Source organism: Amycolatopsis sp. NPDC003676 (genome assembly GCF_053587275.1).
The window spans coordinates 127,278-150,574 of record NZ_JBSFNS010000003.1 but is presented as its reverse complement, the minus strand read 5'-3'; the positions used below and the strand labels follow the sequence as shown (position 1 = coordinate 150,574).

22 protein-coding genes are annotated in these 23,297 nt (G+C 70.0%); 8 read left to right on the top strand and 14 right to left on the bottom strand.

The features are described 5' to 3' along the window. Window positions 1-64: 64 nt before the first annotated feature. Together ACWDNU_RS02985 and ACWDNU_RS02980 are read right to left on the bottom strand one after the other, a co-directional pair. Window positions 65-865: a pentapeptide repeat-containing protein gene (locus ACWDNU_RS02985; protein ID WP_449667510.1), complete on the bottom strand. Its 801-nt coding sequence runs from the start codon at window positions 863-865 to the stop codon at window positions 65-67. A gap of 46 nt (window positions 866-911) precedes the next feature. Then, the gene (locus ACWDNU_RS02980; protein ID WP_449667509.1) at window positions 912-1,316 is read right to left on the bottom strand and encodes a hypothetical protein; all 405 of its coding nucleotides are present in this window, start codon (window positions 1,314-1,316) and stop codon (window positions 912-914) included. A gap of 77 nt (window positions 1,317-1,393) precedes the next feature. On the opposite strand from ACWDNU_RS02980, the gene ACWDNU_RS02975 reads away from it, so the two are divergent. Next, on the top strand, window positions 1,394-2,596 hold the full coding sequence (locus ACWDNU_RS02975) for a sensor histidine kinase (RefSeq protein ID WP_449667508.1): 1,203 nt from the start codon (window positions 1,394-1,396) through the stop codon (window positions 2,594-2,596). Beyond that, window positions 2,593-3,198, top strand: coding sequence for a response regulator transcription factor (locus ACWDNU_RS02970; RefSeq protein WP_370937008.1), 606 nt, complete (start codon window positions 2,593-2,595; stop codon window positions 3,196-3,198). Before ACWDNU_RS02975 ends, ACWDNU_RS02970 begins: the two co-directional genes overlap by 4 nt. A gap of 3 nt (window positions 3,199-3,201) precedes the next feature. Here the strand turns inward: ACWDNU_RS02970 and ACWDNU_RS02965 are convergent, their stop codons facing one another. Then, window positions 3,202-3,741: a TetR/AcrR family transcriptional regulator gene (locus ACWDNU_RS02965; protein WP_449667507.1), complete on the bottom strand. Its 540-nt coding sequence runs from the start codon at window positions 3,739-3,741 to the stop codon at window positions 3,202-3,204. Window positions 3,742-3,843: 102 nt separating this feature from the next. Between ACWDNU_RS02965 and ACWDNU_RS02960 the strand changes: the two genes are divergently transcribed. Beyond that, entirely contained in the window at window positions 3,844-4,689 is an 846-nt protein-coding gene (locus tag ACWDNU_RS02960; protein WP_449667506.1) for an NmrA/HSCARG family protein, read from the top strand. Window positions 4,690-4,817: 128 nt separating this feature from the next. Here ACWDNU_RS02960 and ACWDNU_RS02955 read toward each other — a convergent pair whose 3' ends face one another. The 4 genes from ACWDNU_RS02955 to ACWDNU_RS02940 all read right to left on the bottom strand — a co-directional run bounded on the left by ACWDNU_RS02955 (window position 4,818) and on the right by ACWDNU_RS02940 (window position 8,714). After that, complete coding sequence (locus ACWDNU_RS02955) at window positions 4,818-5,306, bottom strand: DinB family protein (protein ID WP_370937011.1); 489 nt, start codon at window positions 5,304-5,306, stop codon at window positions 4,818-4,820. 170 nt (window positions 5,307-5,476) lie between these two features. Beyond that, window positions 5,477-6,505, bottom strand: coding sequence for a hypothetical protein (locus ACWDNU_RS02950; RefSeq protein ID WP_449667505.1), 1,029 nt, complete (start codon window positions 6,503-6,505; stop codon window positions 5,477-5,479). Window positions 6,506-7,005: 500 nt separating this feature from the next. Beyond that, window positions 7,006-7,686: a recombinase family protein gene (locus ACWDNU_RS02945; protein WP_449667504.1), complete on the bottom strand. Its 681-nt coding sequence runs from the start codon at window positions 7,684-7,686 to the stop codon at window positions 7,006-7,008. A gap of 56 nt (window positions 7,687-7,742) precedes the next feature. Next, window positions 7,743-8,714 (bottom strand): helix-turn-helix transcriptional regulator, encoded by a 972-nt coding sequence (locus ACWDNU_RS02940; protein ID WP_345408841.1) that lies wholly within the window; start codon window positions 8,712-8,714, stop codon window positions 7,743-7,745. A 51-nt stretch (window positions 8,715-8,765) separates the two neighbouring features. On the opposite strand from ACWDNU_RS02940, the gene ACWDNU_RS02935 reads away from it, so the two are divergent. Next, complete coding sequence (locus ACWDNU_RS02935; RefSeq protein ID WP_449667503.1) at window positions 8,766-10,112, top strand: FAD-binding oxidoreductase; 1,347 nt, start codon at window positions 8,766-8,768, stop codon at window positions 10,110-10,112. 35 nt (window positions 10,113-10,147) lie between these two features. Here ACWDNU_RS02935 and ACWDNU_RS02930 read toward each other — a convergent pair whose 3' ends face one another. The 4 genes from ACWDNU_RS02930 to ACWDNU_RS02915 all read right to left on the bottom strand — a co-directional run bounded on the left by ACWDNU_RS02930 (window position 10,148) and on the right by ACWDNU_RS02915 (window position 16,548). Then, window positions 10,148-10,576 carry a hypothetical protein gene (locus tag ACWDNU_RS02930; protein ID WP_345408837.1) on the bottom strand — a complete coding sequence of 143 codons (429 nt, stop codon included), beginning with the start codon at window positions 10,574-10,576 and terminating at the stop codon, window positions 10,148-10,150. 481 nt (window positions 10,577-11,057) lie between these two features. Continuing rightward, a complete protein-coding gene (locus tag ACWDNU_RS02925) occupies window positions 11,058-14,123 on the bottom strand; it encodes a Tn3 family transposase (protein WP_449667502.1) in 3,066 nt (1,021 codons plus the stop codon). 219 nt (window positions 14,124-14,342) lie between these two features. Further along, window positions 14,343-15,317: a GNAT family N-acetyltransferase gene (locus ACWDNU_RS02920; RefSeq protein WP_449667501.1), complete on the bottom strand. Its 975-nt coding sequence runs from the start codon at window positions 15,315-15,317 to the stop codon at window positions 14,343-14,345. A gap of 40 nt (window positions 15,318-15,357) precedes the next feature. Then, entirely contained in the window at window positions 15,358-16,548 is a 1,191-nt protein-coding gene (locus ACWDNU_RS02915) for a cytochrome P450 (RefSeq protein WP_449667566.1), read from the bottom strand. A gap of 304 nt (window positions 16,549-16,852) precedes the next feature. Here ACWDNU_RS02915 and ACWDNU_RS02910 point away from each other — a divergent pair, with 304 nt between their 5' ends. Then, entirely contained in the window at window positions 16,853-17,596 is a 744-nt protein-coding gene (locus ACWDNU_RS02910; RefSeq protein ID WP_449667500.1) for an AfsR/SARP family transcriptional regulator, read from the top strand. Here the strand turns inward: ACWDNU_RS02910 and ACWDNU_RS02905 are convergent. Then, the gene (locus ACWDNU_RS02905) at window positions 17,593-18,483 is read right to left on the bottom strand and encodes a LysR family transcriptional regulator (protein WP_449667499.1); all 891 of its coding nucleotides are present in this window, start codon (window positions 18,481-18,483) and stop codon (window positions 17,593-17,595) included. The two genes, ACWDNU_RS02910 and ACWDNU_RS02905, sit on opposite strands and share 4 nt — an antisense overlap. A gap of 132 nt (window positions 18,484-18,615) precedes the next feature. Between ACWDNU_RS02905 and ACWDNU_RS02900 the strand changes: the two genes are divergently transcribed. Next, window positions 18,616-19,314 carry a flavodoxin family protein gene (locus ACWDNU_RS02900; RefSeq protein ID WP_449667498.1) on the top strand — a complete coding sequence of 233 codons (699 nt, stop codon included), beginning with the start codon at window positions 18,616-18,618 and terminating at the stop codon, window positions 19,312-19,314. Window positions 19,315-19,386: 72 nt separating this feature from the next. Here ACWDNU_RS02900 and ACWDNU_RS02895 read toward each other — a convergent pair whose 3' ends face one another. Then, entirely contained in the window at window positions 19,387-20,508 is a 1,122-nt protein-coding gene (locus ACWDNU_RS02895; RefSeq protein ID WP_449667497.1) for an FAD-dependent oxidoreductase, read from the bottom strand. A gap of 80 nt (window positions 20,509-20,588) precedes the next feature. On the opposite strand from ACWDNU_RS02895, the gene ACWDNU_RS02890 reads away from it, so the two are divergent. Both ACWDNU_RS02890 and ACWDNU_RS02885 read left to right on the top strand, forming a co-directional pair. Then, window positions 20,589-21,284 (top strand): TetR/AcrR family transcriptional regulator, encoded by a 696-nt coding sequence (locus tag ACWDNU_RS02890; RefSeq protein ID WP_370937018.1) that lies wholly within the window; start codon window positions 20,589-20,591, stop codon window positions 21,282-21,284. After that, window positions 21,281-22,444: a tyrosine-type recombinase/integrase gene (locus ACWDNU_RS02885; RefSeq protein WP_449667496.1), complete on the top strand. Its 1,164-nt coding sequence runs from the start codon at window positions 21,281-21,283 to the stop codon at window positions 22,442-22,444. Before ACWDNU_RS02890 ends, ACWDNU_RS02885 begins: the two co-directional genes overlap by 4 nt. Here ACWDNU_RS02885 and ACWDNU_RS02880 read toward each other — a convergent pair whose 3' ends face one another. Next, window positions 22,445-23,251 (bottom strand): MBL fold metallo-hydrolase, encoded by an 807-nt coding sequence (locus ACWDNU_RS02880; RefSeq protein ID WP_449667495.1) that lies wholly within the window; start codon window positions 23,249-23,251, stop codon window positions 22,445-22,447. Window positions 23,252-23,297: the final 46 nt, after the last annotated feature.

Below are 23,297 nucleotides of genomic sequence, written 5' to 3'. Positions count from 1 at the left end.
TGTGTGCGGCAGCTGGATCGCCCGGCTCGGCGGAGTGGTCGTGGGATCTACCCGGCCGCGCTGACTACCAGTGTTCGGGCCGGGTCAGCCGTGAAGGCAGCTTGGTCGCGGCGTCGCCGCGGGCGGCGTTCACTTGGGACTGGGTAAGGAAAAGACTGTCGGTGAAGTCGGCGCCGCGGACGTCGGCGTCGCGCAGATCCGCGCCGATCAGGTCGGCACGGCGCAGGTCCGCGCCCCGGAGATTGGCCGCGATCAGATACGCGCCGCGCAGGTTTGTGCTGCGCAGGTCCGCTCCGGCCAATTTCGCGCCGATCAGGTCGGCCCCGCGACGGTCCTTCTTGCGCCCGGCTCCGGCGCGGACCAGTTCGCTGGTGCGTGCCAGCAGCGGGTTCACCTGGGCGCGGCGTGCGTCGACGTCGATCGCCAGCACTGTGTCCGCGTTTCCGGCGGTCACCTGCTCGATTTCGGCGATCGCCGCGTCCAACTCGGCGTGGATCTCGCGGGTGGCGGCCAGCGAGCGCGCCTCGGTGAGATACCAGAGCAGCTCGTGCAGATCCCGCATAACCGGGAGCGCGGCGAACATCTGCTTGCGGGTTTCGGGTGCCTCGCGCCAGCTTCGGCCGCCGAAGGTCACCTGGGAAACCTGTTGTCCGGCGCCGAAGCAATCGTACCCGGTGCAGCCTGCGAAACCCTTGGGGCGCAACTGATCGTGGATGCCGCAGCGGAAGTCGTGCCGCAGGTTCGGGCACGGGTCGCCGGCGCGCTTGTCGATGGCGAAGTCAGCTGATTTGGTGAAGGTGAGCGCGACGCAGCAGAGCGCGAAACAGCTCGCGCAGTCGGCGGTCAGGGCACGGCGGTCGGACAAGGTCTCTCCAGCGAAGGCGGGCGAACCTGTCCAGCGTAGTCGCCGCTCAACTCCCGGCGACGACCACGACGCGGCGGCGGCGCGTACGCATTGCCAGCGTCGCGAGCACGAACACCTGGAGCCGCGGTTCGACGCCGGGCAGGTCGGCAGCATTGGCGGAGACGGCACCGGCCTCGTCGATCCGAGCGTGGTCGTGGCGGGCGGTCCGCCGGAAGCGAAGCACCTCGCTGCCGCTCTCGACGCTCCAGCGGCGCGTGCCCGGTCGGTGCACGCTGGCGACGATCGACCCGTCGGCCGCCAGCAACTGGTAGGTGCCGAGCCGACGGCGGATCCGGTAGCTGGTGCCGTCCAGCCGGAATTGTCCTCCGGACCGGCCTTCGACCACGGTGACCAGTTGGCCGTCCCTGGTGATCGCGTACTTCGCCAGCCCGGACTTCTCTATGCGCAACATGCAGCCACCCCAGCATCGCCCCGCCGGGACCGCCCGTGCCGTTTGTCATGGGTGATCATCAGCGAGGTGCCCGTACCATGATCGACGTGCGCGAACCCGATCCGGACCGGTTCTCGGCCCGCCAATGGCCGGACTGGAGTTTCTGGACGGACGCGCGGAGCGGAGCGTCCAGTCGGCACCGCGGCCGCGTCCGGTCCGTGGTCGTCAACGGCCTCATGATGGGCTTCCTGGCCGCCTGGGTCGTCGCGCTCTCGGACGGGCGGTACGGGCCGGTGCGCACGGGGCTCGTTTTCGCCTTTCTCGGCTGCTACGCCCTGGCGTACCTGGTGGTGCTGTGGTTCGGCCCGCTCGCGCTGCGCCGGCGGCGGATCGCGATGGTGGCGGCGATGTTCGCGCTCGGCGCCACGCCCGCACTGATCCTGGGCTCCCCGGAGTACCTGACCGGGCTCACCTACGCGATCGCGACCGGGCTCATGCTGTTGCCGCTGCGGTTCTCGCTCCTGCTCGGTTTCGGGACGGCCGCCGCGCAGATCGCGTGGATGGCCATCGGGGACGGCCGGGTCAGCTGGGGCGAGGTCCTGACGCTCGTGGCCGTCACCGCGATCCTCGGCGTCGTCTACGCGCTGACGTTCACCATCGGCCATCTCAAACTGGCCCGCGAGCAGATCCGGCGGATGGCCGTCGACCAGGAACGGCAGCGCGTCGCCCGGGATTTGCACGACGTCCTCGGCCACAGCCTCTCCACGATGACGCTGAAACTCGGCCTGACGCGGCGGATCCTGGAGACTTCCGGCGACACCCGTGCGGCGCTCGGGGAGATCCGGGACCTGGACGACCTGTGCCGGGAAGCCCTCTCCGACGTCCGCGCCACCGTGTCCGACTACCGCACCGTGTCGCTCGCGACCGAAGTCGCCGGCGCCCGGATGGCGCTGCGCGCCGCCGGAGTCCACGCCGACCTGCCCGCGCCCGATGCCGCGGCCCCCGAACTGCAGGGCGTTTTCGGTTACGTAGTAAGGGAAGCCGTGACGAACGTGCTCCGCCATTCCGATGCTCAGCGCTGCACGATCCGAGTCGGCCGCGACTGGCTGGAAGTCGCGGACGACGGCACCGTCCCGGACGGCACCGTCCCGGACGGCACCGTCCCGGACGGCGTCGTCCCCGGACACGGTCTCACCGGCCTCGCCGAGCGGATGGCCGCGGTGTCCGGCTCGCTCGAACACGGCCGCGGCCCGCACGGCGGATTCCGGGTGCTGGCCCGCGGCCCGGCGGGTGCGGCGTGATCCGGGTCCTGCTGGCCGACGACCAGGCGCTCGTGCGCGGCGCGCTGGCTTCCCTGCTGCGGATGGAATCGGACCTCGAGGTGGTCGCCGAGGTCGGCTCCGGCCTCGAAGTCGTGCCCGCCGCGCAGCGGACCACGCCCGACATCGCGCTCGTCGACGTCCAGATGCCCGGCCGCGACGGGCTCGCCGTGACCGCCGACCTGCGCCGCGCGCTGCCGGACTGCCGCGTGCTGATCTGCACCACGTTCAGCCGCCCCGGGTACCTGTCGCGCGCGATGTCCGCGGGCGCGGCCGGGTTCGTGGTGAAGGATTCGCGCCCGGAACAGCTGATCAACGCGATCCGCCGGGTGCACGCCGGACTGCGGTTCGTGGACCCGGCCCTCGCCGCCGAGTCGCTGGCCAGCGGCGCGAGCCCGCTCACCGACCGCGAGGCGGACGTCCTGCGCGCCGCCGCGGAAGGCGGAACCGTCGCGGACATGGCGACCGCGCTGGGCCTGTCTGCGGGGACAGTACGCAACCATCTGTCGTCGGCGATCGGGAAGACCCAAGCGCGCACGCGCGCGGAAGCGGTCCGGGTCGCCGAAACGAGCGGGTGGCTGTAGCGGCTAGGGCTTGGCGAGGCCGTCGAAGATCAGGTCGAGCAGACTGGTCGCTTGCCCGGGCGCGTCCGGCTCCGTCTCGGTGACCAGCGCGACAGCGTTGACCAGCTTGAACACCTGCCCGGCCGACACATCTGCCCGGACTTCGCCAGCGTCCTGCGCCCGGGTCAGAAGCCCTTGCGCTGCCTCGAAAACCGCCGCACGACACGCTGAGCTTTCCTCGCCCAAGGCCGCCAGCAACGAGGCCGCGAGCCCGCGTTTCGCGCTCCCGTACGCGACGACCTCGCCCAGCCATTCCTTCAACGCGGCACCCGGCGACGACGCGGACCGCAACTCGTCGGCCTGTCGGCACAGGGCGTCGATGTGGCCGTGGAAGACCGCTTCCAGCAACGCCTGCCGAGTGGGGAAGTGGCGGTAGAGCGTGGCATTCCCGACGCCCGCGTGCTGCGCGATGTCGTCCAGCGGCGCGTCGGCCCCCTGCTCCGCGAAGACTTCCCGCGCGGCCGCCACGAGCCGGTCGTAGTTCCGCTGGGCGTCGGCCCGCATCGCCGCCTCCTGGTTGCCTAATCGGGGACTGTCCCCGTATCGTAGCCGAAGAAAAGTGGGGGCTCTCCCCATTTGGACGAAATCCGTGCAGCAGGAGGAAAAATGACCACCGTCCTCGTCACCGGAGCGACCGGCGCCCAAGGCGGGGCGACGGCTCGCGGGCTGCTGGCCGCCGGACAACGCGTCCGCGCGCTGGTCCGCGACCCGGACGCTTCCGCCGCACAAGCACTCGAAGCCGCCGGTGCCGAACTCGTCCGCGGCGACCTGGGCGACCGCGCTTCGCTCGACGTGGCCGTCAAAGGGGCCGACGGCGTCTTCAGCGTCCAGCCGACCCTCGGCTATCCCGGCACGCCGCCCGATTTCACCCTCGACGACGAACTCCGCTACGGCCGCAACATCGCGGACGCTGCCGCAGCGGCCGGTGTCCGCACCTTCGTGTACGCGTCCGTCGCCTCGGCCGACGCCCCGCATGGCATCACGCGCTGGCAGACCAAGTCCGCTTTGGAGCGTTACGCCCGCGACCTGGGCCTTCCCGTGACGGCGCTGCGTCCGGTCCGGTTCATGGAGAACCAGATCCACCCGCAGCTGGGCGTCCGCGACGGCGTGCTGACCGACGTTTTCCTGCCCGAAACGCCAGTCCAGCTCATCGCGGCCGCCGACATCGGCGCGTTCGCCACGCTGGCCTTCACCCGCCCGGCTGAGTACGCCGGACGCACGATCGAACTGGCCGGAGACGAGCTGACCATGCCGCGGATCGCCCAGGCCATCGCGCGGGCGACGGGGGAGCCGGTCGCCTACCGGCCGATCCCGCGCGAAGCGCTGACCGGCCGTGATCCTGATGCGGTGGCGGGCTACGACTTCGCCAACAACGGTGGTTGGCACGCGGACATTTCAGCGCTGCGCAAGGAACACCCCGCTCTGTTGGACTTCGCCGCCTGGCTGGGATGACAGCCGGACCAGGTCGTCGCCGAGACGTCACCGGCCGCGGTTCGACGTCGGCCTCTCGCCGGGGAAGTGCCCGACGGGAGGCCGACGTGCTCCTGCCGTTCCTGGCCGAACACCAGCAGCCAGGGGAGTCAGGGCAGCGGCTGGTCGATCTGCTCGCGCAGGATGTCGCCGTGGCCGGCGTGGCGGGCGAATTCCTGGATCATCGCGAGCAGCGTCCAGCGCATGCTGACGGTTCCCTCGCCAGGGAAATCCTTGGTGTCGTCCAGTTCGAAGCGCGCGGCGATCTCCCTCGACCGCTGGCTGGCGCGTTCGTACTCGGCGATCACGTCGGCCACGGTCTCGTCGTCGGTGACGGTGAAGGTGCCGACATCGCGCTTCGAGTAACCGTCGCATTCGGACTCCTCGAGCCCGGCCCAGAAGCGTTGGAACCAAATGCGTTCCGCTGCGGCGGCGTGCTTGACCACAGAGATCGGCGTCGACAGCGACGCGACGAGGCGCCGTCGGGCGTCGGCTTCGGACAGGCCGCGCAGGGTTTCGACGAGTGCTTCGCGGTTGCGGTCGAGCGTGTTTTCGAGGAGTTCTCGTTCGGTGCCGTTGGTGAGGCGTTCGGTGGGCATGGTTCTGCTCCGTTTCGTGGGCATGGCTGGGGACGACCTGACGAGGCCGGGATCGGTGAAGTGCTCGCTGTAGGGAGCGCGCCGATGCGGGCCAGGAAAAGCACCGCAGGCGGGACAGTCCGCCGGGAAGATCCAGCGACTTGAGGTCATTCAACCACACCCGGGCCTCGTCAGTGCCCAGTCGCCTGCTCTTCCGGCTGCTCCGATTCCTGAGCTTCCTCGGCTTCGCGGAGCCGTCGCAACTCGTCCAGTTCGGCCTGCTGCGCGGAGACGCGAGCGCGCAGTTCTCCCAGCTCAGCGTGCAGCGGTGCCAAGGTTTCGGCATATCCCTTGGTCGCCTGGCTCAACTGCGCGGCAGACTCGGCGACCCGCTGATCGGCCGCGAGCTGGACCCCGCGCACCCGCTCGTCCGCCTCCGCTGCCTGCTCCCGCAGCCGCCGTTCCTGGTCGCGCAACCGGGTTTCGTGCTCGGCGGTCAGCGACGCCCGGAGTTCCTGCTGCGCTTCCGCGGCGTCGCGACGGGCCTGTTCGAGATCCTCGACCGCCGTCGCGCGCAACGCCGAGATCTCGCGCTGCAACGCCGTCACCCGGTCATGCGCCGAGGCGGCCTGTTCCAGCGCACGCTGACGGTTGTTCTCGGCCTGGTCGCGGACGGCCAGCGCCGATTCCTGCGCTTTCCTTTCCGCAGAAGCATTCTCGAGCGCGCTGTCCCGTTCGGCCCGGTCCACTTCGGACTGCTTCTTGGCTGCTGCCTCAGCCTCCCGCGCGTCCTCCGCGGTCGCTACCGCCTGCGCCCGCTCCGCGTTCGCCACCCGGGCCTGCTCCAGCGCCTCGTCGCGAGCCGCCTCGGCCTCTTCCCGTGCCTTGAGAGCGGCCGCGGTCTGGTCGGTGACGTGCGTGCGCAGCGCGGACAGCTCCGCGTGCAACGGGTCCAGCGCCGACAGGGCGGAGCCGAGCTGCTCGTCGAGCGCCTGGGTGTCGAGCAGGGTCATCGGCTGGTCGGGCCCGTAGACAGTCACCCAGATCTCGCGCTGCTCGTCGAGCATCGCGCACGTGACGACCTTCGCGCCCCACTTGCCGTACCGCTCCGGATCGGCCGGGCAGTACGGCGTCGGCCGCCCGCCTTGGCGGGGGATAGGCGGCAGCGGCTGGCCGCAGTAGGCACACCCCGCCTCGTCTCCGGCGGCCAAAGCGCGCACGGTCGCCTCCCGCCGTTCCTCCCGGCTTCCACGCCGAATCGGCGGCCCGCCCGTCTCCATCGATGCCCCTTTCCGCAGGTGGAGCCCACCCTACAGTTTCAGTATCAATACTTAAACAGAGGGTTCGTGATTTGAAACTTAAACCCGAGGCCAAGACTTGGGTAGTGTCAATCATATGGATAACTGAGATTATTAATATTGTCGCGGCGCAGGTGGCTCGGCGAGCCTGCGAAGGCCCTCGGAGGCGGGTGCCGGGGAGAAATTTCGCGTCTTGGCGAGGAGGCTGGGACCGGACCGGCTACGAGGGGCAGCCGGAGGATGCCGTTTGAGGTACATCGATCGCAGGAGCTGGGAAGCGCCTGTGCGGGAGGTCGATGGACAGGGTGCCGGTCTCGCGGCGCGAGATGGGTGCTGGTGCAGAGGCGCGAGATGGGTGCCGGTGCAGAAGGGGTGGCACCCGAATACCCAGGAAAGGGGCCACTGGGTCGCGTAGATCCTGATCAGGAAGCTGCCTGCTCGGCGAGTGCACGGTAGAGCGAGGCGACCGAGGGGTTGCGGCCGGCGTTCTTGCCGGTCTTGATGGTGAGCTTCTTGGCGATCTCGGGCATGGGGGTGCCTTTGTCGCGCAGGGCGCGGGCGAAGAGGACGTCGTCTTCGTCGATGACCTTGGGGCGGCCGCCGTGGTGGCCTTTGGCCGCGGCGGCCTGTTGGCCTTCGAGGGTTTTCTCGCGGATGTAGTTGCGGTCGAGCTGGGCGGAGTTGGCGAGCACGGCGAAGAGCATCGAACCGACGCCGTGAGGGTCGTAGATCCCGGTCAGTGGTCCGGTGAGCAGTTCGAGCTGGATCCCGGCGGCCTGTAGGTCGGCGGCCAGGTTCATCAGCTCGGCGGAGTTGCGGGCAGGCCGTTTGTACTCGTGCACGGTGAAGATCACTGGCTGGTGTGGCGCGGCCTGTTTGATCTGGTGGGCCAGCGCGAGGGCTTTCTCGAATTCAGGGCGCTGCTTGACCCGGCTGGAGATCTTCTCGGAGAAGATGGTGCGGCAGCGGGCCTTGCGCAGGGCCGCGATCTGGATGTCGAGGTCCTGCTGGGCGGTGGAGCAGCGGGCGTAGCCGATTCGGATCGGATCACCGGGTTGCTCGACGCCTGCGTCGTCGACGGCGGGGCCAGGCGTCCACGGCAAGCCGGGGCGGGATACCCGGCAGCGACTCAGTGGTGCGGTGACAGCGAGCCGACAGTTCATGTTCCGGAAGACGACATCAGGTTGGCGCCGAGAGAACGGAGGCGGTCGGTGATTTCGGCCGGAGCGTCCAGGGTGAACCCGGCGCCGAGCGCGGCGATCGCCGCGATGTGCTGGACCACCAGCTCCGGGGAGTCCGCACTGAGCCGGACCGAGCATTCCCCCGGCCCGGTGTCGGTGACCCCCCAGCGGAATGGGCCGAACACTCCGGCGCGCACGGCCTCGGCTGACATGCGCACGGCCATGACGGCGGTGTACCGGTAGGACGCCCGTGCGAACACCGTGGCGACGTAGTCGGCCGCGGTCTCGGCGGGCAGCTCGCGTGGGCTGAACCGCCGATGCGTGGCCAACGGCCGCTCGAGCCGGTCGATCCGGAAGGTCCGCCAATCATCCCGATCGACGTCGAAAGCTAGCAGGTACCAGCGCCCGCCGAATGTCACCAGTTCGCGTGGCTCGACCCGCCGGATGCTGGGGGAGCCGTCGCGGCTGCGGTAGTCGAACGACAAGACCTCCTGGTCACGGCAGCACGCGGCCAGCAACGCCAGCGTCGGCGGGTCGACCTGCGGCAGGCCCTGGTTCGGGATTGCCGTGGTGGTACCGGTGATCGCGGCGAGCCGGGGCCGCAGCCGGGCAGGAAGCACTTGTTCCAGCTTCGCGAACGCCCGCATCGAACTGTCCGGCGCGCCCGCAGTGCTCCCGGCGGCGGTCACCAGGCCGATGGCGATCGCGATGGCCTCCTCGTCATCCAGCAGCAGGGGAGGGATATTGCGGCCCGACCGGAGCCGGTAACCACCGGCGGTGCCGGTCGTCCCGTCGACGGGGTAGTCCAGGGCCCGCAGCCGGTCGATGTCCCGCCGGACGGTCCGGCCGGTCACGCCGAGCCGTTCGGCCAGTTCGGTCCCCGACCATTCGCGTCTGCCCTGCAGCAGCGACAGCAGGCGCAACATCCGGCCCGGCATGTCCTTACTCACCCGACCTCCTTGCGGACATTCTATGTCCGCAAGGCTACTTAATGTGAGGCCATGACCAAAGCACTCACCACCAACGGCCCTGTCCTCCTCCCGGGGACGAACGGATTCGACGAGGAGGCCACCGGGTACCAGCTCAACCACCCGCACCGGCCGTCGCTCATCGCCGGTATCACCAGCACACAGGATGTGCGTGACGCCGTGGCGTACGCGAACCGCACCGGCGCCAAGGTCGCCGTGCAGTTCAGCGGGCATGGGCGTGGGGCCGGGCTGGAGGGCGGCGTGCTGATCAGCACCCGCCGGATGTCCGGTGTCCGTGTCGACCCGCAGGCCCGCACCGCGTGGGTGGAGGCCGGAGCGTCCTGGCAGCAGGTGGTCGACGCGACCGCGCCGCACGGCCTCGCGCCGCTGTCCGGAAGCTCACCCGGGGTCGGTGCGGTGTCCTACACACTGAACGGCGGAATCGGGCTGCTCGGGCGCCGATACGGGTACGCCTCGGACTGGGTGCGCCGCTTCGAGCTGGTCACCGCCGACGGCGGCGTGCAGGAGGTCACCCCTGGCTCCGAGCTGTTCTGGGCGTTGCGGGGTGGTGGCGGCAGCTTCGGCATGGTGACCGGGATGGAAATCGGGCTGGTGCCGGTCGCCCGGCTGTACGGCGGTGGGCTGACCTTCGATCTCGCCCAGGCTCCGGACATCATGGACGTCTGGCACGAGTGGACCCGCACGGTGCCGGAAGACATGACCTCGGCGGTGTCCGTGCTGTCCTATCCGGACGCTCCGATGTTCCCGGAACACTTGCGGGGCAGGCACGTCGCGCAAGTCCAGATCTCCTACGCCGGATCCGCCGAGGATGGTGCGCGGCTGGTGCGGCCCTTGCGGGCAGCAGGACCGGTCCTCGCCGACAAATTGCGTGAACTGCCGTTCGTGGAGTCGGGCGAGGTGTTCGACGAGCCGAAGCAGCCGCATCCCTACCGGTCGGAGCACCGGCTGCTGAACGGGCTCGACTCACAGGCCCTCGCCAAACTCGTGTCACTGGCCGGTCCGTCGGCCCCGGCGTTCTCGGTGATCGCGCTGCGGCATCTCGGTGGCGCACTCGCCCGGTCGCCCGAGATCCCGAGTGCGGTGGCGCACCGGGACGCCGCGTACTCCCTGCACGTGCTGTCCATCGTGGACAACGGAGAGGAGGTGGTTCGGCCGCTGCTGGAGGCGGCTATGGCGCTGGTCGCGGGGCAGGCGATCGGACGGTTGCTCGCCCAAAGCTTCGGGCCGATGACCGAGGACCACGTCCGGTCCGCGTTCGCCCCCGGGGACTGGCCACGGCTGACCGCGCTGAAAGCCCAGGTCGACCCGGACCGGCGGTGGCACGTCAACCATCCGATTCCCGGGCGGCAAACCGCGTGAGCAGCACGATCAGTTCGTCCCGGAACGCCGGCCGGTCACCGTCCGGGAAGTCGGCCAGGTACCGGTGAGTCAGCGATTCGGAGGCGGCGATCAGGAACCAGGCGGTCAGGCCTGTCCGGGGCGTCGGGCGGGAGGTTGAGCAGCAGGTCGGCGGCGCGGGCGATGACCTCGGCGCGGGTGCGGCCGTTGTGGTCGGCGGCGAGGAAGTGGCTGCCGATGGCCGTGCAGAAGGCGAGCAGGCTGCGGGCCTTAACCTCGTCGGGGTCCGGGCAGAAGGTGCCGATCATCTCGCGCAGCAGGTCCATGCGCTGGTTGTCCACGCGGCGCAGGCGCTGGGCGACCGCCTCGTCACGGCGTGCCCAGTCGCGGATGGCGAGGTTGATCGGCAGCAGGCGGTCGGCGGACAGGGTGAGCCGGCCCGCGAGGCAGACTTTGGCCCGCGCGTCGCCCTCGGCGCGTTCCACACGGTCCAGGACGTCGTCGATGCTCTCGTGTTCCCAGGCGTCCAGCAGCGCCGCCAGCAGTGCGTCGCGGTCGGCGAACTATCCGTAGAAGCCGCCCTTGGTCACGCCAAGCGCCTTGGCGAGGACCTCGACACGGACGGCTCTTCTCCCGTCAACGACCCCACGGCTGACCTGCTAGAACGTCGCTACCTTGCGGCTGGCCGTAGCTCTAGGCGTACCTAAACCGCCAGGTCAGTGGACTACAGCTCAGCTACCTGCCCCCTGACCGTAGCTTCGGGAGTACTGGGCCGAGGACGACGAAGACTGACCCTGTGCGGGCAGGTCCCCCGCGCTCGCCGATCCAGCGACCGCCGGGGACACCCACCGCCCCGGACCTGGTGCCCGAGGCGATCACCATCCTGCCCGACCAGCGAGTTACCGCCGGAAACCGGCCTGGTCTGCCAGGACAGGCCCCCCGAGCGGGGCGACCCCGCCAGTGTTGTCAGACACCGGCGCGGAAGAGCACCTTGGGTTCCAGATCGAGACGGGTCTGGGGTTGCTCGGGTTCGGCGAGGTCGAGGACCAGGTCGCCCATGCGGCGGATGGTGTGGGTCAGGTACGGGGTGACGGTGGCGAGGTCGTCGAAGTCGACCGGGTGTCCTTCGGCGGCCAGCGTGTTCGCCGCGTCGGTGATGTCCAGCGCGGACGAATAAATGGCGCAGTTGGCGGCCAGCTCGTTGAACTTCACGATCCGCTCGTGCACATCCGGATCGTTGTGCCCGAGCATTCCGCCGATCATGATCCAGTCCGAGAACTTGTGGAACCCTTCGGCCTTATTGGTGATCGGGGTGATCTGCTCCCGCAGTCGCGGATCGTTCAAAAAACGCAGCAGCGTGATCGTGCGGATGGCCCGCCCGAGTTCCCGGAACGAGCGGTAAAGGCGGTTCTTACGGGAGTGATTGCCCAGGCGGCGCAGCAGCGTCACCGACGAGACGGCTCCTTCGCGGATGGAGATCGTGGTGCGCATCAAGTCCTGCCAGTGGCGTGTGACCAGGTCCCAGTCGATGACGTCGTCACCGAAGAGACTGTCGATGTGACGGTAACCGGCCGTCGTGTCAGGACGGTAGAAGTTCAGATCCGCCCAGTTCCGGATGCGGGGAAGCAGATCGAATCCCAGCAACGCGGCGAGACCGAACACGGGCAGCGACTGGCCTTGCGCATCGGCATGAATGGTGTCAGGGTCGATCGTGGAATCGTTGTTCAGCAGCCCGTCGACGATATGGATCGCTTCCCACATGCCACAGGGCACGAATCGGGAAAAGAGTGCGATATAGGTATTGGACACGTGCCGGTAGGCGATTCCGCCGTATCCGCCGTACCGGATGTGGGTTTCGGCCAGCAGGTTGTTGTCCCACGTGTCGATCTGCGACCCGTCGACCGCCACGACCTTGCCGTCGCCCCACACGCCGGCGACGTCCAGCTCGGCGAAGGCGTTGATCACATCGGTCGAGCAGCGGGCGACCTTGCCCGAGGTGGAGTGCTTGTTTCCCGCGGTGGAGATCTCGTGCGCCGAGACGGTGCCGCGCATGTGCCGGGCGACCTCGGTCGCGCCGAGGTTGGTGCCGTAGGCGTACGCGGTGAGCACGTAGCGGCCCATCCGGTCCCCGCGGACCTTCGGATCCGACCCCGACGCCGGTCCGAGGTGCCGGTGCCAGCCGGTCAGATACGCGGCCCTGGTGAGGATGTCGAGCAGGCTGCGCTCCGGCAGCCGCTGATGGATCGCCTGCTCCAGGGCGATCGCCGAGGCGCTGCGCTCACCGCCGCGACGCGGGGTGAGCACCGGGCGGCCGTCCACGATCCGCAGATCGGTGTTCACCTGAAACCCCGCGTCCGTCGTCTCGGCGGCATCGGCCAGCTGCTCCCGGAAATGCGCCACCAGCTCATCCGGATCGGCGGGAATCCCGGCCTGCTCACAGAACTCCGCCAAGCGCGGCTCGCAGTCCTCCCACGGCAACAGCTGCGCGGTGAAATCGGCGTAGGAGTCCGCGCCCACCACGGCGATGTCCCCGGACCGCAGTTCGGCGGCGAGGTGGGAGAACACGCACACCTCCAGGTGTCGGCGCGTCACCATTCCCGGCTTGTGCTTGTCCCGCAACACCTTCCGCCACGTGTGCGAGGCGAAGTTCTCCACCCGGGCCCGCAGCGTCACCGTCGCCCCATCCCGCTCGACCTGGACGGCGTCCGGGATCCACTCGGCGCGGCGGTCCCGCACCTCGCGCACGAACTCCAGGGCGTCCAGCACGTCCCGGTCCGCGCTCGTGGCCACCAACTGAAGCGACGCGGCCATGTCGAACAGGATCGGCCGGTGGGGCAGGTAGAACCGTTCCAGCAGCGGCAGATAGTTGTTGCCGTGATACGCCGTCACCGCCTCCAGTGCCGCGGCGATCTCCTCGATCCCGCCCTCGCCCTCCAGGGTGTGCAGCACCGACTGCCCCAGTTGCTGCTCACGGCGCGCCACCCCCACCGGCCGCCCCCGCCTCGTCGCGGTCACCGTCGTGGCGTCCCGGGCCCCGGCCACCACCTTGCCCAGCACGCCGATCAGCCGTTCGGTCTCCCCGCGGTGCGCTTCGCGCAGCTCATCCAGCTTGTCCTTGCCGCGTTTGTGCACCGCCGCGATCCGTTTGCAGAACATCGTCACCACGTCATCGCGGGTCTCGATCCGTGCCTGGTGCACCAGGCACGCCAGCAGCGTGAACCGTTTCGCCTCACCGGTTTTACGCATGTCATCGGCATCGGCGACCCGGGCCTCCCCGGCGAAATGCGCGATCTTCGCCGCGGTGACACCGGCCAGCCATTCCTCGGTCGGGCCGATCGCGTCCAGCACCTGCAACCGCGCCAGCCGAGCCCGGAACTTCGACACCGTCGCCGCCGGCGCCGGATCCTTCAGCCGGTCGAACTCGCTGCGCCGCGTCGCCGGGTCCACCACCAGCAACCGTTCCAACCGGCCACGGGACTCCCACGCCATCCGCCCGTACGCCGCCGCCTGCAACCCGCCATTGACCTCCGTGCGGATCCCCGCCACCAGCGCGTCCAGCGTCGTATACCCCGGCAACTCGCAGCCCGCCCGGACCAACTCATCCAGCGCCACGTTGATCAGATCCGCCGGGTTGTCCTTCTTCGTCACCGCCTCCCGGACCGCCTCCTCGGCGATCTTCCGCACTATGGCCGCCTCGTACCGCACACCGAGGAACTCTCGCACGTACTCGCGGTACCGCTTCGCCGTACGCACCGCCCCCACCCGCGCCACTACATCCGCGTCAACGCCGATCGCGGCCGCGACATGCTCCATCACCACCCGCGGCACCGCGTCCAGCTTCGGGAAGTACCCCAGCCGGGCATGCGCTTTCAACCACACCAACAGCGCCACCACCTGCTCGGGCGCCCCGGACCGCACCTTCGACCTGGCCCACGCCACCTCGGCCCCCGACGGCGTGAACGCCTCCGACAACTCCTTCGACGACACCACCCGCTTAAACTGCGGATACGCGGTCCGATCGATCGCAGTCAACCCGCCACCCCAGTACGATCACCAACCCGAACCGCACCAGCCTAAAGATCCACACCCACCCCACTACCACCGCGCCTGACCAGCTCAGATTCAGGCCAGTGGCCCCTTTCCGGGGTATTCGGGTGCCACCCCCAGAAGTGCGGGCGCGGCCCGCCGAACCCGAGGTGGAGTCGAGGCAGCGGCCCCGCCGCTAGCAGACGCCCCCTGGCAGTGAGTCCCCTAAAGCGACCGGCTCACCACGCTGAACTTCCGTTCCGTCGCGAACCCCAGCCGGTGGTTCACCTCGATCATGTGCGTGTTGCCCGCGCCGGTGGAGGTCCAGACCTGGGCCGCGTCGGGCCGGTCCGCCGTGAACCACCGCAGCATCTCGGCCTTCATCGCCAGCCCCAGCCCGTGTCCGCGATGCGCGGCGAGCACGGCGGTGTCGCCCTGCCGCAACCGCTGCGGCAGCAGCGGACGCACTTCCATCTCCGTCAGGCCCACAATCTCGCCGCCAGGACCGACCGCCACGACCGTCCGGTGCTCGATGTCCCGCTCGCGATACGACGCTTCCACCCGGCGGACCCGGTCCACGGTCCACTCCACGGCGCCCAGCTCGGACTCGCCGAGCGGCGCGTCACCGATCGCGGCACGAGCCTTGGCGAACGCCTCGACCAGCTCCTCCGGCGCGGCGCCGATCCACCGCACCAGCCGGTACCCCGAGGGCACGGCGACGTCCCACCGCTCGCGGTCGACGTCGCTCAGTTCCAGGATCTGCAGGATCGTGGTGTGCACGAACCGGAAGCCGAGCGCCTGAGCCCAGCTCTCGCCGGGACCGCCGACGGTGAGGTTCCATCCCTCCACCTGGGTCCGGCCGCGTTCCCGCAGCATCGCCTCGGCAATCCGGAGAAACTCCGTCCCGATGCCCTGCCTGCGCACGTCCGGATGCACCTGGATCCGCACGATGGCGAGACGCCCGTCGGCGGGCAGGTTCACGATCGCCCTGGCGACGAGGCGGTCGTCCCGGTGCGCGGTCCACACCAGTTGCTCGCCCGCTTGGCCCTGCGGCACGCGCAACGCGGAGATCGTCTCCTGCCGCGTCAACGCCGGACGTTCCGGGAATTCGAGCTGATAGACGGAAAACTGCAGCTCGTGCAGTTCATCCCAGTCCTGCTCGCTTGCCCGGTCGACGTCGAACAGCCGCACGTCCAGCACCGTCGCCCCCTGCCCGGAAAACCCGCCCCTTCCGGGCAACCTACCGCCAGTGCGCCGAGGTTTTCCGCCGGATCGACACTTGGACCGGCAGCGAGGTCAGCCCGCGCAGGGTCGCGGTGTCCTCCCACTCCGGACAACCGGCCAAGGTCAGTGTGATTCCGTTGTCCCGCAGGCAGTCGAAGAGCGTGCGCAACTGCAGGCCGACCAGCGCGGCACCGAGGCAGGAGTGCGCGCCGCGGCCGAATCCGAGGTGCAGGCCGCGCCGGGGCCGCGGATTCACCTCGTCCGGGCAGGGAAATACGGCGGGATCGCGGTTCGCGGCGGCCAGCAGCACGATCACGACGTCGCCGCGCCGGATGTGCTGGCCGCCCAGTTCTCCGTCGGCGACGCAGATTCGGCCGTCGGCTTGCACGGAACCGTCGAGGCGGACCAGTTCGTCGGCGAGATCGTCCGCGCCGTCCAAGGCGGACAACGGATCCAGCAGGCCGGGTCGGCGCGCCAGGCGCAGCAGAGCCGCACCGAGCAGGCGGCTGGACGACTCGTAACCCGCGTGCAGGACGGCGCGGAGCGAGTTCGCCAGCAGGTCCGCGGAGATGCCGGGGCGGACGTACCGGGCGCGGCGGGCGGCGGCGACGAAACCGGTCTGATTGTCGTCGGCCAGCCAGCCGGCGACGAGTTCGCTCAACCGCGCCCGAGCGTGGTCCCCGGCCTCCGCGCGGGACGGGTCGAGACCGGAATCCATGCTGCGCACAATGGCGTTGGAGTAACGCTCGAACTCCTCGCCGTCCGGCGGTTGCACGCCGAGATAGCGGCTGATCGCGTCGAGCGCGACCGGGCGGGCGAAGCCCCACACCAGGTCGGCCGGGCGGTCGTCGGAGAGCGCGAGCAGCCGGGCGGTCATGGTCGCGCGCAGGCGGTCGGCCATCGCGCGTTGCGGCACCTGGTGCAGCGCGCAGACCAGCAGGCGGCGGATCCCGGTGTGCTCCGGCGGGTCGAGCTGCTGCAGGTTCACCGACGCCGCGGGAACGTCGATCCCGGCGCGGCGGAAGTCCGAGGCGTAGCGGGCGGTGTCGGCGAGCACCTGGCGTCCGGCGGCGTGTCCGGTGACGACCCAGGAGCCCAGCATTCCGTGCCAGTACACCGGATGCGCCTCGCGCAGCCTGCGGTAATACGGGTGCGGATCGGCGAGCACGCGCGGGTCGAGCGGCTCGTAGTACGGGTCGTCGTGCACTGCCAAGACGTCCTCCAGGCGAGCATGCCGAGGTCGGAGCGGGCGCGCCGCGGCCTGCGACGCGCCCGCGACGGGCTTGCCGGGTCAGTGGCGGTACAGCATGGGGCTTTCACCTCCCGATTTCCGTTCGCGGCAGCAGGGAATCGCGCCGGGGCGGGCGAAAGCCGGCGGGCGCGTTCCCGATGCGGGGCGACGCTGCCCGGGCCGTGGCCCATCGTGGCCGGGGCACCTTGTCGAAACCTTGCCGTCACCTTGAAACCGCGGCGGCGGGACTGGTATCCCGGAAACAACCCAGGGAGGTTCCGTGAGCGGCACCGAGGTCAGGGTTCTCGGAGAGGTCGAAATACGGGTCGGCGAACGGATTCTCGCGTTGGGCCCGCCGCGGCAGCGCCGGCTTCTCGCGGCGCTCCTCATCCAGCCGAACGTCCAGATCTCGACCGGAGAGCTGATCAGCCGGGTCTGGAACGGCTCCCCGCCGGCGCGCGTGCACAACGCGCTCTACAGCTACGTTTCCCGGCTCCGCGCGGTGTTCCAGGACAGCGACCGGCTGGTTCTGACGCGCGGGCACCGCGGATACGTGGTGATCGTCGACGAGGACGACATCGATCTGTGCCGGTTCCGCGGCCTGGTGTCGCGGGCGCGGAAGTCGGGCGGCGACCGGCGGAGGGCGAAACAGTCCTACGAAGCGGCGTTGTCGTTGTGCCGCGGCGTTCCGTTCGTCGACGTCGACGCCGCGTGGCTGGTCGATCTGCGTGCCCGGTTCGCCGCCGAACGGCTCGGGGCGGAGCTGGATCTGTTCGACATCTGCCTGCGGGAAGGCAAGTCGTCGGAGCTGCTCGGCCCGCTGAACCACTACGCCGCCGAACATCCGCTGGACGAACGGATCGCCGCGCAGCTGATGACGGTGCTGTGCCGGCACGGCCGGCAGGCGGACGCGCTTCGCCGGTACGCCGGGTTGAGCCGCCGCCTTCGCAACGAACTGGGAGTCGATCCCAGCGCGCGATTGGTGGAGCTGCACGGCCGGATCTTGTCCGGCGCGTGTCCCTAACCCGGCAAAGAGGCCTTCAGCAGCAGATCTCGCAGGGACAGCGCGACTTCGGACGGAGTTTCCGGCAGGAGGACGACCTGGTCGGCGGTCGTCGAAGGACCGGTCAGCGGGATGATCCGCAGCCCGGGCGGCTGATGGTCCAGCGCCGACTCGACGGTGATCCCGATGCCCGTCCCGGCCGCGACGTGGGCGGCGATCGCCTGCACGCTGTCGGCGGTTCGGATGATCCGCAGGTCCGCCCCGCTGATCCGGAACGCGGACAGCAGCCGGTCGCACAGGCCGCTGTTGATCTGGTGCGGCCAGGTCAGCAACGCGGTCGACGACAGCTCGGCGGCGCTCAATTCGGCGTGTCCGGCAAGGGAATGCGCCGCGGGCACGAGCGCGACGAACCGTTCGGCGGACAGCACTCTCGCCCGCACGCCGTCGATCCCGCCGGTCGCCCAGCCGATGCCGAGCCCGACGGTTTCCGCGCGCAGCGCGGCGAGCTGAGCGGTGGTCGGCATCGGCTCCGGCACGATCGTGACGTCCGGAAACCGCTCGCGCAGCTGCGGCAGACAGCGCAACAGCACCTGGTGCGCGGTGTACTCGGCGTGGGCGACGACGAGCGTGGTGCGTGCTCGGTCGCCACCGGCCAGGGAGCGGCCGCGTTGTTGGAACCGGCGCAGCTGGGCGAGAGTGGCGTGCGCGTCGGGTAGGAGCGCCTCGCCGAGATCGGTCAGCGAGACGCGGCGGCTGGTGCGGTGGAACAGCTTGCCGCCCAACGTTTTCTCGAGGCGGCGGACGGCGTCGCTGACGGTCGGCTGTCCGCGGTGCAGGCGTTCGGCGGCGCGGCCGAAGTGGAGCTCCTCCGCGACCGTGACGAACGCTTCCAGCTCGATCCTGTCCACCGGATCAGGCTAGCCCGATCGATCGGTCTGACCGATCGCTGGGTGCCGGAGAACGGCGTTGATGGCGTCCGGCGATCGGGATGAGATGGGGAGCAAGCAGGGGATTTCCCCACGACCGGAAGAAGTTTTCGCATGACAGCCAATGCCGTTGACGACATCCCGCACGCCACCGTGACCGTCGTCTGCCATTCGGTGCACGGACACACCCGCCTCCTGGCTGAGCACCTCGCCGAAGGGGTGCGGAAGGTGCCGGGCGTGCAGGTGCACCTCGTCGACATCCGCGCCGAGGACGTCACCGCGGGCCGCTGGCACGACGCTGAGGTCATGGCGTTGCTGGACCGTTCCGACGCGATCGTCATGGGCTGCCCGACGCTGATGGGCAGCGTGTCGGCCGTGTTCAAGGCGTTCATGGAGGCCGCGTTCACGCCGTTCACGACGCAGGCGTGGAAGGACAAACTGGCCGGCGGATTCACCATGTCCGCATCACAGAGCGGCGACAAGCTCGCGGTGCTGCAGCAGCTGTCGGTGTTCGCGGCGCAGCTGGGCATGCAGTGGGTCGGCGTGGGCGACATGCCGGGCAACAACTGGAGCGGCGGGACCCGCGACGACCTCAACCGGCTCGGCTCGTGGCTGGGGCTGATGAGCCAGAGCCACGCCGACCTCGGGCCGGAGGACGCCGGTTCGAGCGGCGACCGGGTCACCGCGCAGCGGTACGGCGAGCGGATCGCCCGGCTGACGCAGCGGTGGGTCAACGGCGTGCCGTACGAGACCGGCCGGATGACCGAACTCGAGGCCCGCGCGCTCTCCGCCTCTCTCCGGGAAGCCGGGTGAGTTCGCGATCCGTGAAGGACTCCTCGAGGGAATCTGATTCCTTCGAGGGGCCCTTCACGGACCCGTCCAGGCCTAGGTACCGGCGACGAACTCGGCGAGCAGGCCGTTCGGGGCGTCGGGACCGAACATCTGCCGTTGCAGGTGCGCGCCCTCGGCGGCGGTTTCCGCACTGCGCGGGAACATCGCCTGCTCGTACTCAGTGAGCGCGGCCTCGATGTCGCCGGGATGGGCGGCGAGAGCGATCCCGAGTTCGGCTCCGTCGAGCATCGCCAGGTTCGCGCCTTCTCCGTTCGGCGGGGCGAGATGCGCGGCGTCGCCGATCAAGGTCACGCCGGGCACCCGTTCCCACCGGTGGTCGATCGGCAAGCCGTAGTGCGGCCGCAGAACCGGCGCGGTGGTGCTTTCGGTGATCAGCGTGGTCAACGCCGTCGACCAGCCTTCATACTCCGCCGCGATCCGCGCGGTCGCGGCTGCCGCGTCGGCGAAATCGATGCCGTCGAACCAGTCCAGCGACCGTTCGAGCCCGACGTACGCGTGCAGGATTCCGTCTCGCTCGCGGTGCGCGGTGATGCCGTGGCCCGGCGCGAGCACCAGCAGCATCCCGCCGCCGACCGCTTCGGCGGTGGCGGGGAACCGGCGGTCGGAGTCGTAGACGAAGGTCTCGACCGAGGACACCCCGCTGTACTCCGGCTTCGCCGAGGACAGCAGCGGCCGGACCTTCGACCAGGCGCCGTCCGCGCCGACCAGCAGGTCCGTGGTCACCGTGGTTCCGCCGGCGAACGCGACCTCGTAGCCCTCGGCCAAGGCGCGCACGCCGCTGACTTTGTGTCCCCAGTGGACAGTGCCCTCCGGCAGCGAGTCGATCAGCAGCTGCCGAAGCTCGCCGCGGTGGACTTCGGGGCGGCCGCCGGTGCCGTCGTCGGGTTGTTTGAACAGCACCGTCCCGTCCCGGGCGAGCAGCCGCAGTTCTTGTCTCCCTTCCAGGATCAGGCTGCGGAATTCGCTGGTCAGACCGGCGGCTTCGACGGCGAGCTGACCGTTGTAGTCGTGGATGTCGAGCAGGCCGCCCTGGGCACGCGAGGCCGGGGACGGCTCGGCTTCGTAGACGGCGGCGGGGATTCCGTGGACGTGCAGGACGCGGGCGAGCGTGAGACCGCCGAGCCCGGTGCCGACGATCGTGACGGGTGTGTTCATGACACGGCTCCTTCGAAAGAGAGGGTTCTGGTACGCCATTCCATATTGGAACGGCGCTCCAGATGTGTCAAGATGGGCACATGGCTACGGGGACGCGCCGGGCACAGCGGCGTACGGAGGCGCTCTCTCGGGAGCGCATCGTCGAGGCGGCGGTGGAACTGCTGGACGCGGCCGGCGAGAGCGGCCTGACCTTCCGGGTGCTCACCGAGCGGCTCGCGACCGGCCCCGGGGCGATCTACTGGCACGTCGCGAACAAGGGCGAGCTGCTGGTCGCCGCGACCGACGCGGTGGTGGCGGACGCGCTGGCTGCGGAGTCGGCGGGCTCGCCGCGCGAGGAAGTGCACGCGGTCGCGCTCGGGCTGTTCTCCGCGATCGACGCGCACCCGTGGCTTGCCGCGCAGCTGCTGCTCCAGCTGTCGCGCAGTCCGGGCGGCCCGGTCACGCCGCGGATCCTCGAAAGCCTCGGCCGCCGGGTCCGCGCGCTGGGCGTGCCCGAGGAGCACTGGTTCACCGCGACGTCGGTCCTGATGCACTACGTTCTGGGCGCGGCCGGGCAGAACGCGGCGAACAGCCAGGTGACTGAGCCGGACGCGGACCGGGCCGAATTCCTTGCCGCCACGGCGGAAGCGTGGGAGGCGCTGGATCCGGAGGAATACGAGATCACTCGGGCGATGGCGGGCCAGATGAGCGAGCACGACGACCGCGAGCAGTTCCTCGCCGGGATCGATCTCGTGCTCGCCGGGGTCGCCGCGCTGTATCCGGGCGGGCGCGCATGACCCTCGCGCTCACCGATGCCGGGGGAGCGGGCAAGGATGCGCGAGAGCGGTTCGGGGAGTTCCTGCGCGTCTACGCGTCGATCAACACCCGCGTCGCCTACGCGACCGATCTCGGCATCCCGCTCGACTGGGTCCCCGGCTACCAGCCGCCGGACCCGGGCCGTCGCCGCGGCCGGGCGCGGCGGACCGATCCGGACGCGCTCGCGTGGCTGCCGTGGTGCCTGCGCAACGGGTTCACCTCGTTCGCCGACGTCCGGGTGGAGCACGTCGAGCAGTGGCTGGACGAGCTGGCGCAGGCCGGGTACCGCGACGCGACGCGCGGCCGGATGCTGTCGGCGGTGTCCGCGTTCTACCGCAAGTACCTGCTGCGGGAAGGCTTGGCCGGGCACAATCCCGCCGCGCTCGTGGACCGGCGCGCGCAGCATCTCAACCGGCCTTCCGGCGTGCCGTCGCAGACCGCGCGCTGGTCGTTCGACGCGTGCCGGGCGTTGCTGCTCGCCGCGTGGCTGCTGGTCGACCACAGCCGCAACGGCCCGCGCGACCGGGCGATGGTCGAGATCCTGATCGGCACCGGGGTGCGAGCGGAGGAACTCGTCGGCGTCGATCTGGCCGACTACCGGCGGCCGACCGCGGGCGGCATCGGCGTGCTTCGCGTGCACGGCAAGGGATCCAAGGACCGCGAGGTCGCACTGGCCGCATCGGTGGCGGACGCGCTCGACGCCTATCTCGCGGACCGGGTCACGCCGCAGGTCCCGGCGTTGCGCGGACAGGTCGGCGCGAACCGGGCCGAGCCGCTGTTCGTCACCAGCACCGGCGCGCGCGTGCACGTTTCGCACGTGACGGCATTGCTGCGGCGGCTGTGCGCGACGTTCTGCCAGCCGCCCAAAACCGCGCGGCTGCGGGAACTCCTCGACACCGCCGAGGCCCGGTTCGTCGCGACGCACCTGCAGTCGTTGTGCGACACCATCCACCCGCATTCGGCGCGCCACTCCTACGCGACGCACGCGATCGAGCGAGGGGTCCCGCCGCGCCAGGTGCAACGCGACCTCGGGCACGCCGCGTTGTCGACCACCGAGGGCTATCTCCACGACGAGAACGCCATCCGGGATTCCGCCGCGCACGAACTCGCTCCGGCGTTGCACCGCGGGTGGCTCGGCTGATCAGCCGCTGATTCCGGCGACCTTCTGGGCTTGGCCTCGGTGCAGATCGCTGACCCACTCCCAGCCGGGCTTGGCCGACGGTCCGATCCGCGGGTCGTCGGGTTCGCGACCGTCGCGCAAGGCCTGCACGTACGCGCGATCCAGGTCGATTCGCGCGCGGACCTGACCGGCTGCGACGGATCCGTGGCCAGGGATGACCACCTCGACGTCGTCCGCCACGGCTTCCAGCAGTTGTAGCCCGGTCAGGTAGTCCTCGATCGGGTCGGCGCCGGTGTCGAACATCGGGACCAGGACGTCGGAAAGCATGTCGCCCGCCACAAGAACCCCGCGTTCCTCGATGAGCAGCGCGGCGTGGCCCGGCGCGTGCGCCGGATGTTCGATGATCCGGGCTCGCGGGCCGTCCCAGGGGAGGTACGCGGTTCCGGCGGGCAGGCCGGTGATGCGGCCGAACAGGTCCAGCGGCACGTCGTCGGCGATCTCCGGCGGCAATCCTTCGGCGAGAAGGGTTTTCCAGTCCGGTTTCGCCAGCAGATCCTGCAGGTAGGCCGCACACCGGGCGGTGCCGTAGCGGGGTGCGTCGCCGAATTCGGCGTGCCAGAGCGCGTGATCCCAATCCGGATGCGTCGCGAAGCCCGCCGCGACCGGCTGGCCGAGTTCGCCCAGATCGTGGGCGAGACAAGCCAGTTCGCCGGTGGTGAGCCCAGGGTCGACGAGCAGCACGCCAGCCCGGCCCTGGACGACGACCGCGTTGTTCTCCAGCAGTTCGCTCTGGTGGACCAGCACGCCCTCCGCTGCCTGTTTCAGCATGGCGACCCCCTCCGCTCGTGATGCGCGACGGTAGCCCGAAGTGATG